Source organism: Janthinobacterium tructae, assembly GCF_006517255.1.
Lineage (GTDB): Bacteria > Pseudomonadota > Gammaproteobacteria > Burkholderiales > Burkholderiaceae_D > Janthinobacterium > Janthinobacterium tructae.
Genome location: NZ_CP041185.1, coordinates 4,945,866 through 4,960,403, shown reverse-complemented (window position 1 = coordinate 4,960,403; position 14,538 = coordinate 4,945,866). Strand labels below are relative to the sequence as shown.

Genomic DNA, 14,538 nt, shown 5'->3' with positions numbered 1-14,538 from the left:
TTCCTTATTGCCTGGCAGGGGCCGCCGGGGCGGCCTGCTCGTCAGTGATTTCTTCCAGGGTGCGCACTTCATCGACATCTTCCTTGGGCACCTTGGTGGTGTCCTTTTCCTTGTCGCTAGGGCGCTTGCCCAGCAGGTAGTAGTCGAGCGCCTTGCGCGCGATCGGCGCAGCCACGCCGGCACCGAAGCCCGCGTTTTCCACCACGATGGCGATGGCGATGCGCGGCTTGTCGGCCGGCGCGAAGGCCGTAAACAAGGCATTGTCGCGCAAGCGTTCGGCCAGCAGCTTGGCATTGTACTTCTCGTTTTTCTTGATGCCCACCACCTGCGCCGTCCCCGTCTTGCCGCCCACCGTGTACTGCACGCCGGTGAAGATGCGCGCGGCCGTGCCGCCCTGCTCGCTGGTCACGCCCACCATGGCGCGCTTGATGACGTCGATGTTTTCCTGCTTGAGCGCAATGCGGTAGCTTTCCTTCGGTACCGTCAGGGTGCGCGCACGCGTGGCCGCATCTTCGATGATCTTCACCAGATGCGGCTTCATCACCACGCCGTTATTGGCCAGGTTGGCCGTCGCGTGGGCGATCTGCAGCGGCGTATACGAGTTGTAGCCGGAGCCGTTACTCACCGAAATCGTGTCGCCACCCACCCATTTTTTCTGCTGTGGCGTCTTGAAGCGGTTGCGCTTCCATTCCGTCGACGGCAGCACACCCGTCTTTTCATTATTCAGGTCGATGCCCGTCAGCTGGCCGAACCCGAACGGCTTCATGAAGTCGTGGATGGCATCGATGCCCATGTCGCGGCCCAGCTGATAGTAATAGGTGTTGCAGGACACGACGATGGACTTGTGCATGTCCACTGTGCCATGGCCGCCCACCTTGTCGTCGCGGAAGGTGTGACCGCCGAGGATGAAGAAACCGGGATCGGAAATCGACTGGCTCGGCGTGCGCTTGCCCAGTTCGAGTGCGGCCAGCGCCATGAAGGGCTTGAAGGTCGAGCCAGGCGCATAGGTGCCGGACAGGGGGCGGTTGACCATCGGCCGGTCCAGCGAGGTATTGAGTTCATTCCAGCTTTGCTGGTCGATGCCGTCGACGAACAGGTTCGGGTCGTAGCCGGGCTTGGAGACGTAGGCCAGGATGTCGCCCGTGGCCGGGTCGATCGCCACGGCCGCGCCACGCCATTCGCCGAACGCTTCCTCGACCACTTTTTGCAGTTCGATGTCGATCGACAGGATCAGGTTGTTGCCAGGGATGGCCGCCGTGCGCGACAGGGTGCGCATGGCGCGCCCGCCGGCAGACACTTCCACTTCTTCGTAGCCGGTGGTGCCATGCAGCTGCTTCTCGTAGCTTTTTTCCAGGCCTTCCTTGCCGATATGGTCGGTGCCGTTGTAGTTGGCCGCATCGTCGCCCTCTTCCAGCGCCTTGGCTTCATTGCGGTTGATGCGGCCGATGAAGCCCACCACATGCGAGGCGATTTCACCCATCGGATACTGGCGGAACAAGCGCGCCTGCACCTCCACGCCGGGGAAGCGGAAGCGTTGCGCCGTGAAACGCGCCACTTCTTCGTCCGTCAGGCGCGTGCGCAGCGGCACGCTGACGAAGTTCTTCGATTCTTCCAGCAGCTTCTTGAAGCGGCGGCGGTCCTTGATGTCGATCTGCACCAGGGTCGACAGCTCGTCGATCACCGAATCGAGGCTGGCGCTCAATTTCGATGGCGTGATTTCCAGCGTATAGGCCGAGTAATTGCGCGCCAAAACCACGCCGTTACGGTCGAGGATCAGGCCGCGCGTGGGCACGATGGGCACCACGGCGATGCGGTTGTCTTCGGCCTTGGTCGCGTAGTCCTCGTGCTTGATCACCTGCAGCCAGATGAAGCGCGCCAGCAGCAGCGAAAAGCAGACGAAGACGAGCGCGCCCAGGATGGTCAGGCGCATGCGGAAAAAATGCAGCTCGCGCTCGGTATTTTTCAGTTCAGTCATGGCGGGCGCCCGTCAAATCGGCCGGTTATGGTCGCGGTCCACGGCGCGGCGCTGCGGCGCCAGCAAGATCCACGTGACGAAGGGCCACAGGGCCACGGCGACGAAGCTCTCGATGAAATTGAGCCAGCCGGGGAAACGGCCCGAGACGATCAGGCGCGTCAGCAATTGCAGCGCCTGCGTCAGCAGCAGCAGCGGCAGCACATGCAGCGCCTGCGTCAGGATGGGAAACCACAGCACGCGGCGGTGCATCATGATGGCGAAGTAGGACAGCAAGGTGTAGGCCAGCGCATTCTCGCCCAGCAGGGTCGAGTCGTGCACGTCCATCATCAAACCCATGAAGAACGCCACGCCGATGCCGACCTTGCGCGGCTGGTGTATGCCCCAGAAGACCAGCACCAGGGCGACGAAATCGGGCACGCCGACGAACTGCCCCCATGGCAGCAGGTTCAGCAGAAAAGCGCACAGCAGGGAAAAGCCGATGAACAGGGGGCTGACCGGCAGCAGGATGTAATGCGGGCGGTTCATCGTGTCGCTTCCTTCGGTGGCACGGCAGCAGGTATTGCGGCAGCGGCCGGCGTCGCCGGTTTCGGAACCGGGCTTGCGGGCGGCTTCGCGGCCGGTGTGGCCGGCGCGGTGGCCGGCGCTGTCGCTGCCCCGGCGGCGGCCGGCTCCTTGGCCGGGTCCTTGATGGGCGCCATCTTGCCGGCGATCTTGCGGCCCGTCTTGACGTCTTCGACTGGCGGACGCGCGGGGATCTCCGGCGACGTCATCAAGATGAGCAATTGGGTGTTGCGTTCGATGCCGGCCAGCGGCTGGCACACGACGCGGCCGAACGGGCCATGCGCATTGCGCTCGACCAGGGTCACGCGCGCCACGGCCAGGCCGGCCGGATACAGGCCGTCGAGGCCCGAGGTAATGACGATGTCGCCGATCTGGATGTCGGCGGTGGGGGCCGTAAAGCGCAGCTCCATGGTGCCGGACTTGCCGCGGCCGATGGCCACGCTGCGCACGCCATTGCGCAGCAGCTGCACGGGAATGGCCTGTTCTTCATCGGTCAGCAAGGTCACTTCCGAGGTGAACGGGAACACGCGCGTGACTTGCCCCACCACGCCCAGGTTATCGATCACGGGACGGCCCAGTTCGACGCCATTCTGGATGCCCCGGTCCAGCACGATCTTGCGCGTGGCCGAATCGCGCGTGTCATACAGGACTTCAGCCATCATGGTCTTTACGGGGACGCGCTCGCGCGCTTCCATCAGCTTGCGCAAATGGTTGTTCTCAACGATATTGAGCTGCGCCTGCTGCATGATCTGCGCCGAGGCGATTTGTTCGTGCTTCAGGTCGCGCACCTGTTTTTCCAGGGCGGACAGCGAAGAAAAGTAGTTGCCGACGCCAAGCGCCACATCGCGCGGCACCAGGGCCGCCATCTGCACCGGATACAGCACGGTACCGACTGCCTGGCGCACGGCCGTCAAGGCGTGCATGCGCGAATCGACCAGCAACAGGGCGATAGAAATGCCGGCGAACACCATCATCTTGACGCGGGCGGAAGCGCCTTGTTTGAAAAGTGGCGGAGGACTGTATTCCATGACTTCCAATAATCAGGCCAGGCGCAGTGCGCCAACGTGCAGGCCCCGGTCGAATGCCGGCGCCAAAACCAAAAAAAGGCCGGAGTGGTTTCCGGCCCTTCTGTCAGATTATTCGTAGGAGAAGATCGAGCCGAGCTTGTCCATACGTTCCAGTGCCATCCCGGAACCGCGCACCACGCAGGTGAGCGGGTCCTCGGCCACCAGCACCGGCAGGCCGGTTTCCTCCATCAGCAGGCGGTCCAGGTCGCGCAGCAGTGCGCCGCCGCCCGTCAGCATCATGCCTTTTTCGGCGATGTCGGCGCCCAGTTCCGGCGGCGTCTGTTCCAGCGCGTTCTTCACGGCCGAGACGATGTTGTTCAGCGGATCGGTCAGCGCTTCGAGAATCTCGTTGCTGGAGATGGTGAACGAGCGCGGGATGCCTTCGGACAGGTTGCGGCCCTTGACTTCCATTTCCTTCACTTCCGAACCGGGGAAAGCCGAACCGATGGCCTTCTTGATGGCTTCGGCCGTTTGTTCGCCGATCAGCATGCCGTAGTTGCGGCGGATGTAGTTGACGATGGCTTCATCGAACTTGTCGCCACCCACGCGCACGGAACCCTTGTAGACCATGCCGCCGAGCGAGATGATGCCAACTTCCGTGGTGCCGCCGCCGATGTCGACCACCATCGAGCCGGTCGCTTCCGATACCGGCAAGCCGGCGCCAATGGCCGCTGCCATCGGTTCTTCGATCAGGTACACCTGCGAAGCGCCGGCGCCCAGCGCCGATTCGCGGATCGCGCGGCGCTCGACCTGGGTCGAACCGCACGGTACGCAAATGATGATGCGTGGCGATGGACGGAAGAATTTCGAGTCATGCACCATGCGGATGAATTGCTTGAGCATCTGCTCGGTCACGGTGAAGTCGGCGATCACGCCATCTTTCATCGGACGGATCGCTTCGATATTGCCCGGCACCTTGCCCAGCATCTGCTTGGCTTCCTTGCCGACTGCCTGAATGGTCTTCTTGCCATTCGGACCGCCTTCCTGGCGGATGGCGACGACGGACGGTTCGTCCAGGACGATACCGAGGCCGCGCACATAAATAAGGGTGTTGGCCGTGCCCAAGTCAATGGCCAGATCGGTGGAGATATACCTGCGTAAAAAACCAAACATGAGTGTCCTGTAGCGCATCGAGCTGCGCAAAAGCTGTTTATGGGGAGTTTCAAAGCGGGCGCTTTCAGGCACCCTGAAAATCCATGAAGACGATTTTTCCGGGTTTCGCTTGGCGCTTGCGCAATCTTTTCTATGCTGCGGCAGCGGTCCATCAGCGCCGGCAACGCATTAACCCGCCATTCTACCTTATAATTTGAATGCGATTTGCTCAAAAACCATGGAAAAGTGCGACTCTTGCAGCCGCGAGTTACGCGGCATTCCCCGGCTTTTGTGAGCAAAAAAGCAGTAAATATTCGCGTTTTATCGAAACGCCAACTTAATACTAATGCGCGGCACTCCGCGCCATTCGCCATGTCCCTGACACTCTCCGACGTAAAACGCATCGCCCACCTGGCACAACTCGAAATGGCCGACGATCAGGCCGTCACGTCCTTGGCCCAATTGAACAAGATTTTTGCCTTGGCGGAACAAATGCAAGCCGTCAATACCGATGGCGTGGCCCCCCTGAGCCACCCGCTGGCTGCCCACATGGACAATATCGCCTTGCGCCTGCGCGAAGACATCGCTACCGAAGCAAATCACCGCGATGCCTATCAGGCCGTGGCACCGAAAGTCCAGGATGGCCTGTATCTCGTGCCCAAGGTTATCGAATAAACACGCCATTGCGCCGCTCCCGCCTTCTTGCCGAATATCAAAATAGAAACGCCATGCATACAAAATCCATCAAACAGCTGTCCACGCTCTTGCAGAACAAGGAAATTTCCGCCGTTGCGCTGGCGACGCATTTCCTCGACCGCATCGCAGCGGACACTTCGAATGCCTTCCTGCACGTCGACCGTGCCCTGACCCTGGCGCAAGCTGCCGAGGCCGACGCGCGCATCGCCGCTGGCACGGCCACGCCGTTGACGGGCGTGCCGATCGCGCACAAGGACCTGTTCGTGACAAAAGGCTGGCGCACCACGGCCGGCTCGAAAATGCTGGCCAACTACGCCAGCCCGTTTGACGCCACCGTGGTGGAAAAATTCCAGGCGGCCGGCATGGTCACCCTGGGCAAGGTCAATTGCGATGAATTCGCCATGGGTTCCGGCAACGAGAACTCGGCCTTCGGCGCCGTGCGCAATCCGTGGGACAAGACGGCCGTGCCAGGCGGCTCGTCCGGCGGCTCGGCTGCCGCCGTGGCCGCCGGCCTGACGCCAGCGGCCACGGGCACCGATACGGGCGGCTCGATCCGCCAGCCGGCTGCTTTTTGTGGCATCACCGGCATCAAGCCGACGTATGGCCGCGTGTCGCGCTTCGGCATGATCGCCTTTGCCTCGTCGCTGGACCAGGGTGGCCCGATGGCCCGCTCGGCCGAAGACTGCGCCCTGCTCTTGAGCGCCATGGCCGGCTTCGACGAGCGCGACTCGACCAGCCTGTCGCCGGAACAGGGCGGTGTGACGGAAGATTTTTCACGTGAACTGGGCCAGCCGTTGACGGGCTTGCGCATCGGCGTGCCGCGCGAGTACTTCGGCGAGGGCCTGGCCAAGGACGTGGAAGCGGCCGTGCGCGGCGCGCTGGCGCAGTATGAAAAACTGGGCGCCACCCTGGTCGACATCTCGCTGCCGAACACGGCCCTGTCGATTCCCGCCTACTACATGATCGCCCCGGCCGAAGCGTCGTCGAACCTGTCGCGCTACGACGGCGTGCGCTATGGCCACCGCGCCGCCGAGTACAAGGACTTGCAGGACATGTACAAAAAGTCGCGCGCCCAGGGCTTCGGCCCGGAAGTGCAGCGCCGCATCATGGTCGGCACCTATGTGCTGTGCCACGGCTACTACGACGCCTACTACCTGAAGGCGCAAAAGATCCGCCGCCTGATCGCACAGGATTTCGATGCCGTATTAAATGGACCGAACGCCGTCTGCGACGTCATCATGGGACCGGTCGCGCCGACCGTTGCCTGGGACCTGGGCGACAAGACGGACGACCCGGTGGCAAACTACCTGGCCGACATCTACACCCTGTCGACCAGCCTGGCTGGCTTGCCCGGCATGTCGATTCCATGCGGCTTTGGCACTGGCGAGAAAAACAGCAAGCGCCCTGTCGGCCTGCAAATCATCGGCAACTATTTTGGCGAAGCCAAGCTGCTGAACGTGGCCCACCAGTTCCAGCAAGTGACGGACTGGCATACGCGCGCTCCTGCCGGCATCTAACTATATATTTGCGCCGCTTTGCCGGCGCCACCAGAAAAAAGCGAGAACACTATGCAATGGGAAGTCGTCATCGGTCTTGAGAACCACGTGCAGCTCACGACCGAATCCAAAATTTTCAGCGGTTCGCCGATCAAGTACGGCGCCGACGCCAACACGCAGGCGAGCCCCGTCGACCTGGCGCTGCCAGGCGTGCTGCCGGTGATGAACAAGCAAGCCGTCGACCGCGCGATCCGCTTCGGCCTGGCCGTGGGCGCCACCGTGGCGCCGCACTCGGTCTTCGCGCGCAAGAACTATTTTTATCCGGACTCGCCCAAGGGCTACCAGATCAGCCAGTTCGAAGACCCCGTCGTCATCGGTGGCGCCCTGACCTTCGGCTACGAGAAGGATGGCGAATTCGTCACCAAGACGGTCAACCTGACGCGCGCCCACCTGGAAGAAGACGCCGGTAAATCGCTGCATGAAGACTATGCGGGCATGAGCGGCATCGACTTGAACCGCGCCGGCACGCCGCTGCTGGAAATCGTCTCGGAACCGGAAATCCGCAGCGCCGCCGAAGCCGTGGCCTACGCCAAGGCGCTGCACTCGCTGGTCATGTGGCTGGGCGTTTGCGACGGCAACATGCAGGAAGGCTCGTTCCGCTGCGACGTCAACGTCTCCGTGCGCCCCGTCGGCCAGAAGGAATTCGGCACCCGCTGCGAAATCAAGAACTTGAACTCCTTCCGCTTCATAGAGGAAGCCGTGCACGTCGAAGTGCGCCGCCAGATCGAACTGATCGAAGACGGCGGCAAGGTCGTGCAAGCGACGCGTTTGTACGATCCGGACCGCAAGGAAACGCGCGAAATGCGCAGCAAGGAAGACGCCCAGGATTACCGCTACTTCCCGGACCCTGACCTGCCGCCGCTGGTCATCTCGCCAGAGTGGATCGCCACGGTCAAAGCCTCGATGCCGGAACTGCCGGCCGCCATGCGCGCGCGCTTCATCAGCGAATACGCGCTGCCGGAATACGATGCACTGGTGCTGACGCAATCGAAAGCCATGGCCACCTATTTCGTCGCCGTGGTCGACAAGGCCGGCAAGGAAAACGCCAAGGCCGCCGCCAACTGGCTGATGGGCGACGTAGCGTCGACCCTGAACCGCGAAGGCGTGGACCTGGATGAGGCGCCCGTCTCCGCCGCACAACTGGCCGCCATGCTCAAGCGCATCGCCGACGGCACGATCTCGAACAAGGCGGCCAAGGAAGTCTTCGCCGGCATGTGGGAAGCGAAATCGAACGACGAGCACCTGGTCGACACCATCATCGATGCCAAGGGTCTGAAGCAGATCTCGGACTCGGGCGCACTGGAAGCAATCGTCGACGAAGTGCTGGCGGCGAATGCGAAGTCGGTGGAGCAGTACCGTGCCGGCAAGGAAGCGGCCATCAACGCGCTGATCGGCCAGGCCATGAAAGCCTCCAAGGGCAAGGCCAACCCGGCCCAGCTGACGGAATTGCTGAAGGCCAAGCTGGCGGGGTAATCTTCGCGAGATGCATGCAAAAGGACGCTGCGGCGTCCTTTTTTTATGCGTCGCCCGCTTGCAGGTATGATCATGGATTCTTCCACGCACCTGTGAACCCGCCATGAACAAGATCAAGACCGGCCTGGTCGGCTACGGCTTTGCCGGCTCCACCTTCCACGCTCCCGTGCTGTCCACCATCGATGCCCTGGAGCTGACTGCCGTCGCCTCCAGCAAGCCGGAGCTTGTGCACAAAGACTGGCCGCACGCCACCGTGTATGCGGATGCGGCGCAGCTGTTTGCCGACCCGTCCATCGAGCTGGTCGTCATCGCCGCGCCAAACGAGGCGCATTTCAGCCTGGCGCAAGCGGCCCTGCAGGCGGGCAAGCACGTGGTGGTCGACAAGCCATTCACCATTTCCAGCGTTGAAGCGCGGAGCCTGATCGCGCTGGCGCAAGAACGCAAGCTGGTGCTCAGCGTGTATCACAACCGGCGCTGGGATGGTGACTTCCTGACGCTGAAAGCGCTGCTGGCACAGGGTACGCTGGGGCGCATCGCCAGCGTCGAATCGCATTTTGACCGTTTCCGCCCGGAGATCCGCCAGCGCTGGCGCGAGTCCGGCGCACCCGGTGGCGGCCTGCTGTACGACCTGGGTCCGCACATGCTGGACCAGGCCATGCAGCTGTTCGGCCAGCCGGAAAAGCTGTATGCCGATATCGTCCTGCAGCGCGATGGTGCGCAGGCTGTAGATTATTTCCACCTTGTTCTGTACTACGACCGGCTGCGCGTGGTGCTGCAGGCCGGCTGCCTGGTAAAAGCGCCAACGGCGCGCTTCGCCGTGCATGGCGACAAGGGGAGTTTCGTGAAGTTTGGCCTCGATCCGCAAGAAGACGCCCTGAGGGCGGGCGGCAGGCCGGGCCAGCCCGGCTGGGGCGTGGACCCTGTGCGCGGCGCGCTGCACCTGGGCACGCAGCCGGACGGCCATTGTGAACACCTCGACATGCAGGCCGGCCGCTACCAGGACTTTTACCAGGGCATGGCCGACGCCATCAGCCACGGCGCACCAGCGCCCGTGGCGGCCGAAGATGCGGCGGCAACGATACGCCTGATCGAACTGGCGCTGCAAAGCGCCGCCGAAGGGCGCGTACTCGCAGTCAGCTGATTCGATGTCAACTGACCGAGGTCAGTTGATGACGAAGGCCAGCACCACGGCGCCCAGCGCCAGCAGGGCCAGGCCGCAAATGAACAGCAGCTCGCCCCACCATTCGTAGCGCAAGCGCGACTGGCCGGGGCGCAGCGACATGAAAGAGAGCACGGCGCTGATGAGAAAAACGATGGCATCGACAGCGAGCAGCTTGTCGATGGCCACGCGCACCTCGCCGCGCGGCGCCAGGTGCCCGATCGACAGCACCGTCATGCATACGCCGACCATCGTCGCCGACGTGGGCAGGATATGCGTCGACAAGCCCCGCGCCGACAAGCCCCGCTCGGGTGCCTTGCCGTCGCCGGGCATCAAGGCCGGCCCTGGTTCGTTCCCGCCGGCCAGACCAGCTCCACGCGCGCGGAACTACCCGCCTTGACCTGCACCTTGCGTTCCAGCAACTTGCCGGCCAAGGTGGCGTGCAGGCTGTAGCTGCCCGGTGGCAATTTCGCCAGCAGGAACGGCCCGCTGGCCGTCGTTTCCAGCACCGGCGCGCCCTTGGCATCGCGTATCTCGAGCTTCACGTCGGAGGCAAATTCCGCCTTGCCCGCCGCCTGCACGGAAAACACCAGGCTCAAAGGCCAATGCCGGCTGGCGCTCTTGATGGCAGTCGACTCATCGAGGCCGATGCCGCCGCTCAAGTACTCCACCGCCCCGCTCTTTTGCACGGGCGGCAAAGCGCTATCGCCCTGCGCCTGCGCCGCACTTCCCAGCAATAACCCGGCGGCGAGCATCGCCGCCGCCAGGTTCAAGGTACCGCGTCTGTCTGGTGCCATCTCACTCTCCTCATGTCGGTTGACTCAAGATAGGAAACGCAGCTTAGGCCAGTCTTAGCTTAGAGCCTATCTCAGTAGATGAATACATCCCCTGCTGGCGCCCCTCAGAAGCGGGGACTGCGTTGCTCGTCGTTGCGTGGCTCGCCACGCGTCCTCCTCACGCCTTGTCCGCGCTCCTGATGAACTGCCAGCAGAAGACGCTCCCTACTGGGATAGGCTCTTAGCGCCGGCGCATGGCCTCGGCGATCTTCTGGTCCGTCTTGTACTGGCTCAGCGCATATACGGCCCAGATCGTCGCTGGCAGCCAGCCGATCAAGGTAATTTGCAGGATCAGGCAAATGATGCCGGCAATAGGGCGGCCGATCGTGAAAAAGGTCAGCCATGGGAGTAACAGGGCAATCAGCAAGCGCATCGTTCGTTCCTTGAGTATTCCCCTGTGCCGCGGGGACCGGGCCGGCATGCACCGGCGGTCAATTCATTGAGCCGATTATAACGATACTGGCGCCTCACGCCGGCACGGGTGCGAGCAGTTTCTCCATCCAGGCCAGGATCGCGGCGAAGATCACGTCGCGGTTCACCTCATTGAAGTTCTCGTGATAATTGGCCGGATAGTAGTGATAGTCGAGCAGGCCATCGGGCACGCTGCGCAGCATGCTCTCCGTGGCGCGGCTGTCGGCCAGCTTGTCGTCGCCTGCCACCACGGCGAACAGGGGGAAGCGCCAGTCCGACAAGCCGCCCGCCAGTTCCTTTTGCGCCGACGTCAAGGCATGGGCGAAGCGCACCGACGCTGCACTGGCGCGTATGCCATCGCGCTCATCCTGGAAATGGCGCGCGGTGATGGTTTGATCGTGCGTCAGCAGCATGGTCAGATTCCCCAGCGGTACCTTCATCGTCGGGAAGCGCTGCGCCAGCCAGCCGGACAACATCTGCAGCACCTTCGGCACGGGAATCGCATTCACGTAATACGGCGATGAAATAACAAAGCCCTTGATCGCCGGGTCGCCCGCAAAACGCCGCAGCCCCAAATGCGTGGCGATCAGACCGCCCATGGAATGACCCATGACAAAAATCGGCACGCCGGGATACGCCTGCTTGACCCAGGCGAGGAACAATTCCTCGTCGTCGAGGAAGGCCTCGAACGAGGGAATATCCACCTTGCGCTTGCCATCGTGGCCCACCATGTCGAAGCTGACGGTGGCGAAGCCGTGCTGGCGGAAATACAGCGCTGGCGTGACGTAATCGCCCGCATGCGCCATGCCGCCGTGGATCGCCAGGATCACGGCACGGGGATGCTCCGGCTGCCAGATGTGGATGGGACGTTCGACCTGGTCGCTGCACGGCAGGCTGGCCATCTTGTCTTCTGAAAAACGCATTGCTGCTCCTGTCATGCCCTGTCACGCTTTCAGATGATCGATCAACTGGCGCGCATACAGGGGTAATTCACTGAACTGGCGCACGCAAATCGTCAGATTGCGTACCGACCAGGGATCGGATAACTCCAGGCAGCGCAGCGCCATCGTCTGCTGGCAGCGGCTGGCCGCCGCCAGCGGCACCACGCTGATGCCCACGCCGCTGGCCACCATACGGCACACGGCATCGAAGCTGCGCAGGCGCACGCGCACCTTCAACGGACGGCCCAGGCGCGCCGCATGCATGCCCAGGTACTGCTGCATCGCGCTGTCGTCGGCCAGGCCGATGAAATCGTGATCCAGCAGCGTGGAGAACGCGACGACACCATCCTGGCCGAGCGCACGGTGATGCACGCCATCGGCCGCCGCGATGACCACCAGCCGGTCGGGGCGGAACAGAAACGTCTGCAAGCCGCGCATGTCGACCGAGTCGGAAACGATGCCCATGTCGGCCAGCCCTTCCGAGACGGCCTTGACGATATCGTAACTGAGGCGCTCTTCCAGGTCGATGGTCAGGTTCGGATGGCGGTCGAGAAAAGCGCCGAGCGCCTCGGGCAAAAATTCGCTGAGCGCGGCGGTATTGCACAGCAGGCGTAACTGCCCTTTCAAACCGCGCGCAAATTCGCCGAGCTCACCGCGCATTTTCTCCATTTGCAGCAACACGAGGCGCGCGTGATGCAGCAGCGTCTGCCCTACCGGTGTCGGCTCCACGCCGCGCCGCCCGCGCAGCAGCAGGGGCATGCCCAGCGCCTCTTCCATGCCGCGCACGCGCGCACTGCTGGAGGCCAATGCGAGATGGCTGCGCGCGGCGCCCGCCGTCAGGCTGCCCGCCTCCACCACGTTGACAAACAGCTGCAAATCGACCAGATCAAAGCGCATGACAGCTCTCCTTTTCGCCATCTTATCAGCCTTCGGCTATCCCTTAGGCTGGCTCAAAATAATCCACCTTGGCGAAACCGCCCAGCGCGCGCAAAATCCACGCAAAATTACTGTGGATAAAAAAGATGGAGACGTCATTCCTGCTGGCCGTCGGCGCCAGCTTCCTCGTCGCTGGCTTCGTCAAGGGCGTAGTCGGACTGGGCTTGCCGACCGTGGCCATGGGCACGCTCAGCCTCGTCATGCCGCCCGTGCAGGCGGCCGCCCTGCTGATCGTGCCGTCGATGGTGACGAATGTCTGGCAGTTGGCGGCCGGCTCCGGCCTGCGCGCGCTGCTGCACCGTTTGTGGCCCATGCTGGCCGCCGTCATGGCCGGTACCCTGGCGGGCGGCGCCCTGCTGCCGCAGGACAGCGGCACCTGGGCCGTCGTCGCGCTGGGCGTGGCGCTGATGCTGTATGCGCTGGCGGGATTGTTCTCGCTGCAGTTGCGCGTGCCGGCGCGGCACGAAGCCTGGCTGGGCCCCATGGCGGGCGCGGCGACGGGGCTGGTGACGGCCGCCACGGGTGTGTTCGTGATCCCCGCCGTGCCGTATCTGCAGGCACTGGGACTGGCACGCGATGCGCTGGTGCAGGCACTGGGCCTGGCGTTTACGGCATCGACCGTGGCGCTGGCGGCCAGCCTGGCCCTGCACGGCGACTTCAACCTCAGTGCGGCCGGCGCTTCCGCGTATGCGCTGCTGCCGACGCTGGCCGGCATGCTGGCCGGTCAATGGCTGCGCGGGCGCATCGCGCCACAGGTATTCAAACGGTGCTTTTTTGCCGGCCTGTTCGCCCTGGGCTTGCATGCGGCGCTCAAGCCATGGCTGGCATGATGCAGATCGACTGGCAGGGGGACAGCGCGCTGTGCGCGTGGATCGACGGCCAGCAGGTGGCCATGCTCGACATCAGCAAGTGCGCGAACGGGGTAACGGTGAACATGCTGTTCGTGAAACCGCCGTTCCGCCGGCGCGGCATCGGCGGCGCGCTGTTGCGGCGGCTGTTGCAATGCCACCCGCAAGCTGCCACCGCCTGCAGCGACCCGCGGTTGCGGGCGCTGCTGGAGAGGACTACTTAAATGCCATACTTGGTGCGGTATGCGGAAACAGCCTCTTTATGTTTCAGCAGTTCCGGATCGGCGCCCGCGCCGTTCAGGTAGCCGAACAAGTCGTCCAGGTTGCCGATCGAGATGACGGGAATGCCGTACTGTTTCGATACTTCCTGCACCGCCGAACTTGGCGACAGCTGGCCATCCGGACCCGAACGCTCCATGCGGTCCAGGGCGATCAGCACGGCGCAAGGCTCGGCGCCGGCGGCGCGGATCATGTCCACCGATTCGCGCACCGAGGTGCCGGCCGAGATCACATCGTCAATGATGACGACTTTGCCATGCAGCTTGGCGCCGACGATGGTGCCGCCTTCGCCGTGATCCTTGGCTTCCTTGCGGTTGAAGGCGAACGAGGTGTTGCGGCCCTTGCCGGCCAATGCCACGGCGGTGGCCGACGCCAGGGTGATGCCCTTGTAGGCGGGACCGAACAGCATGTCGAATTGAACGCCCGAATCGAGCAGGGTCTGCGCGTAGAACTGCGCCAGCTCGGCCAGGGTGGCGCCGTCATGGAACAGGCCCGCATTGAAGAAGTACGGCGACTGGCGCCCGGCCTTGGTGGTGAACTCGCCGAACCGCAAGACTCCCTTGGATACTGAAAACGCGATAAACTGCTGGCGTAAATTATTCACATTAGCCTCATTTTTTAAAAGTGCCTGTATTTTAATCCGCGCGCAGCGGCGAGACAATCGCCGTGCCGCGCCCGCCGGCCCCGTCCAGCGCCCTTTTCACTCTC

At 63.2% G+C, this 14,538-nt stretch carries 16 protein-coding genes; 6 read left to right on the top strand and 10 right to left on the bottom strand.

Annotated features, from left to right (window positions below; translation table 11 throughout):
- Window positions 1-4: 4 nt before the first annotated feature.
- The 4 genes from mrdA to FJQ89_RS21785 form a co-directional block, all read right to left on the bottom strand.
- Window positions 5-1,975: a penicillin-binding protein 2 gene (mrdA, locus tag FJQ89_RS21800; protein ID WP_141171672.1), complete on the bottom strand. Its 1,971-nt coding sequence runs from the start codon at window positions 1,973-1,975 to the stop codon at window positions 5-7.
- 12 nt (window positions 1,976-1,987) lie between these two features.
- Window positions 1,988-2,500, bottom strand: coding sequence for a rod shape-determining protein MreD (gene mreD / locus FJQ89_RS21795; RefSeq protein WP_035824494.1), 513 nt, complete (start codon window positions 2,498-2,500; stop codon window positions 1,988-1,990).
- Window positions 2,497-3,564, bottom strand: coding sequence for a rod shape-determining protein MreC (mreC, locus tag FJQ89_RS21790; protein ID WP_141171671.1), 1,068 nt, complete (start codon window positions 3,562-3,564; stop codon window positions 2,497-2,499). Before mreC ends, mreD begins: the two co-directional genes overlap by 4 nt.
- Before the next feature lie 108 nt (window positions 3,565-3,672).
- Complete coding sequence (locus tag FJQ89_RS21785; protein WP_010393186.1) at window positions 3,673-4,716, bottom strand: rod shape-determining protein; 1,044 nt, start codon at window positions 4,714-4,716, stop codon at window positions 3,673-3,675.
- Window positions 4,717-5,067: 351 nt separating this feature from the next.
- On the opposite strand from FJQ89_RS21785, the gene gatC reads away from it, so the two are divergent.
- The 4 genes from gatC (at window position 5,068) to FJQ89_RS21765 (ending at window position 9,561) form a co-directional block, all read left to right on the top strand.
- On the top strand, window positions 5,068-5,370 hold the full coding sequence (gene gatC / locus FJQ89_RS21780) for an Asp-tRNA(Asn)/Glu-tRNA(Gln) amidotransferase subunit GatC (RefSeq protein ID WP_101483781.1): 303 nt from the start codon (window positions 5,068-5,070) through the stop codon (window positions 5,368-5,370).
- A gap of 53 nt (window positions 5,371-5,423) precedes the next feature.
- Window positions 5,424-6,908 (top strand): Asp-tRNA(Asn)/Glu-tRNA(Gln) amidotransferase subunit GatA, encoded by a 1,485-nt coding sequence (gene gatA / locus FJQ89_RS21775; protein WP_141171670.1) that lies wholly within the window; start codon window positions 5,424-5,426, stop codon window positions 6,906-6,908.
- Window positions 6,909-6,959: 51 nt separating this feature from the next.
- Window positions 6,960-8,420, top strand: coding sequence for an Asp-tRNA(Asn)/Glu-tRNA(Gln) amidotransferase subunit GatB (gatB, locus tag FJQ89_RS21770; protein ID WP_141171669.1), 1,461 nt, complete (start codon window positions 6,960-6,962; stop codon window positions 8,418-8,420).
- A 103-nt stretch (window positions 8,421-8,523) separates the two neighbouring features.
- Complete coding sequence (locus FJQ89_RS21765; protein ID WP_141171668.1) at window positions 8,524-9,561, top strand: oxidoreductase; 1,038 nt, start codon at window positions 8,524-8,526, stop codon at window positions 9,559-9,561.
- A gap of 21 nt (window positions 9,562-9,582) precedes the next feature.
- Here the strand turns inward: FJQ89_RS21765 and FJQ89_RS21760 are convergent, their stop codons facing one another.
- From FJQ89_RS21760 to FJQ89_RS21740, 5 genes are all read right to left on the bottom strand, one after another.
- Entirely contained in the window at window positions 9,583-9,912 is a 330-nt protein-coding gene (locus tag FJQ89_RS21760; RefSeq protein ID WP_141172930.1) for a hypothetical protein, read from the bottom strand.
- Complete coding sequence (locus tag FJQ89_RS21755) at window positions 9,912-10,376, bottom strand: carboxypeptidase-like regulatory domain-containing protein (protein ID WP_141171667.1); 465 nt, start codon at window positions 10,374-10,376, stop codon at window positions 9,912-9,914. The genes FJQ89_RS21760 and FJQ89_RS21755 overlap by 1 nt, the downstream gene beginning before the upstream one ends.
- A gap of 220 nt (window positions 10,377-10,596) precedes the next feature.
- Window positions 10,597-10,788: a YqaE/Pmp3 family membrane protein gene (locus FJQ89_RS21750; RefSeq protein WP_034749384.1), complete on the bottom strand. Its 192-nt coding sequence runs from the start codon at window positions 10,786-10,788 to the stop codon at window positions 10,597-10,599.
- A 94-nt stretch (window positions 10,789-10,882) separates the two neighbouring features.
- Window positions 10,883-11,749 carry an alpha/beta fold hydrolase gene (locus FJQ89_RS21745; protein WP_141171666.1) on the bottom strand — a complete coding sequence of 289 codons (867 nt, stop codon included), beginning with the start codon at window positions 11,747-11,749 and terminating at the stop codon, window positions 10,883-10,885.
- A gap of 21 nt (window positions 11,750-11,770) precedes the next feature.
- Complete coding sequence (locus tag FJQ89_RS21740; RefSeq protein ID WP_071079533.1) at window positions 11,771-12,664, bottom strand: LysR substrate-binding domain-containing protein; 894 nt, start codon at window positions 12,662-12,664, stop codon at window positions 11,771-11,773.
- A 125-nt stretch (window positions 12,665-12,789) separates the two neighbouring features.
- Between FJQ89_RS21740 and FJQ89_RS21735 the strand changes: the two genes are divergently transcribed.
- Both FJQ89_RS21735 and FJQ89_RS21730 read left to right on the top strand, forming a co-directional pair.
- Window positions 12,790-13,533 carry a sulfite exporter TauE/SafE family protein gene (locus tag FJQ89_RS21735; protein WP_141171665.1) on the top strand — a complete coding sequence of 248 codons (744 nt, stop codon included), beginning with the start codon at window positions 12,790-12,792 and terminating at the stop codon, window positions 13,531-13,533.
- Complete coding sequence (locus FJQ89_RS21730) at window positions 13,530-13,775, top strand: GNAT family N-acetyltransferase (protein WP_168208504.1); 246 nt, start codon at window positions 13,530-13,532, stop codon at window positions 13,773-13,775. Before FJQ89_RS21735 ends, FJQ89_RS21730 begins: the two co-directional genes overlap by 4 nt.
- Here the strand turns inward: FJQ89_RS21730 and pyrE are convergent.
- Window positions 13,772-14,434, bottom strand: a complete 663-nt coding sequence (gene pyrE / locus FJQ89_RS21725; RefSeq protein ID WP_141171663.1) for an orotate phosphoribosyltransferase — start codon at window positions 14,432-14,434, stop codon at window positions 13,772-13,774. The two genes, FJQ89_RS21730 and pyrE, sit on opposite strands and share 4 nt — an antisense overlap.
- Window positions 14,435-14,538: the final 104 nt, after the last annotated feature.

Excerpts from the sequence above, each read along its gene's own strand:
- mrdA (WP_141171672.1), bottom strand. The coding sequence starts at position 1,975 with ATGACTGAACTGAAAAATACCGAGCGCGAGCTGCATTTTTTCCGCATG.
- mreD (WP_035824494.1), bottom strand. The coding sequence starts at position 2,500 with ATGAACCGCCCGCATTACATCCTGCTGCCGGTCAGCCCCCTGTTCATC.
- mreC (WP_141171671.1), bottom strand. The coding sequence starts at position 3,564 with ATGGAATACAGTCCTCCGCCACTTTTCAAACAAGGCGCTTCCGCCCGC.
- FJQ89_RS21785 (WP_010393186.1), bottom strand. The coding sequence starts at position 4,716 with ATGTTTGGTTTTTTACGCAGGTATATCTCCACCGATCTGGCCATTGAC.
- gatC (WP_101483781.1), top strand. The coding sequence starts at position 5,068 with ATGTCCCTGACACTCTCCGACGTAAAACGCATCGCCCACCTGGCACAA.
- gatA (WP_141171670.1), top strand. The coding sequence starts at position 5,424 with ATGCATACAAAATCCATCAAACAGCTGTCCACGCTCTTGCAGAACAAG.
- gatB (WP_141171669.1), top strand. The coding sequence starts at position 6,960 with ATGCAATGGGAAGTCGTCATCGGTCTTGAGAACCACGTGCAGCTCACG.
- FJQ89_RS21765 (WP_141171668.1), top strand. The coding sequence starts at position 8,524 with ATGAACAAGATCAAGACCGGCCTGGTCGGCTACGGCTTTGCCGGCTCC.
- FJQ89_RS21760 (WP_141172930.1), bottom strand. The coding sequence starts at position 9,912 with ATGCCCGGCGACGGCAAGGCACCCGAGCGGGGCTTGTCGGCGCGGGGC.
- FJQ89_RS21755 (WP_141171667.1), bottom strand. The coding sequence starts at position 10,376 with ATGGCACCAGACAGACGCGGTACCTTGAACCTGGCGGCGGCGATGCTC.
- FJQ89_RS21750 (WP_034749384.1), bottom strand. The coding sequence starts at position 10,788 with ATGCGCTTGCTGATTGCCCTGTTACTCCCATGGCTGACCTTTTTCACG.
- FJQ89_RS21745 (WP_141171666.1), bottom strand. The coding sequence starts at position 11,749 with ATGCGTTTTTCAGAAGACAAGATGGCCAGCCTGCCGTGCAGCGACCAG.
- FJQ89_RS21740 (WP_071079533.1), bottom strand. The coding sequence starts at position 12,664 with ATGCGCTTTGATCTGGTCGATTTGCAGCTGTTTGTCAACGTGGTGGAG.
- FJQ89_RS21735 (WP_141171665.1), top strand. The coding sequence starts at position 12,790 with ATGGAGACGTCATTCCTGCTGGCCGTCGGCGCCAGCTTCCTCGTCGCT.
- FJQ89_RS21730 (WP_168208504.1), top strand. The coding sequence starts at position 13,530 with ATGATGCAGATCGACTGGCAGGGGGACAGCGCGCTGTGCGCGTGGATC.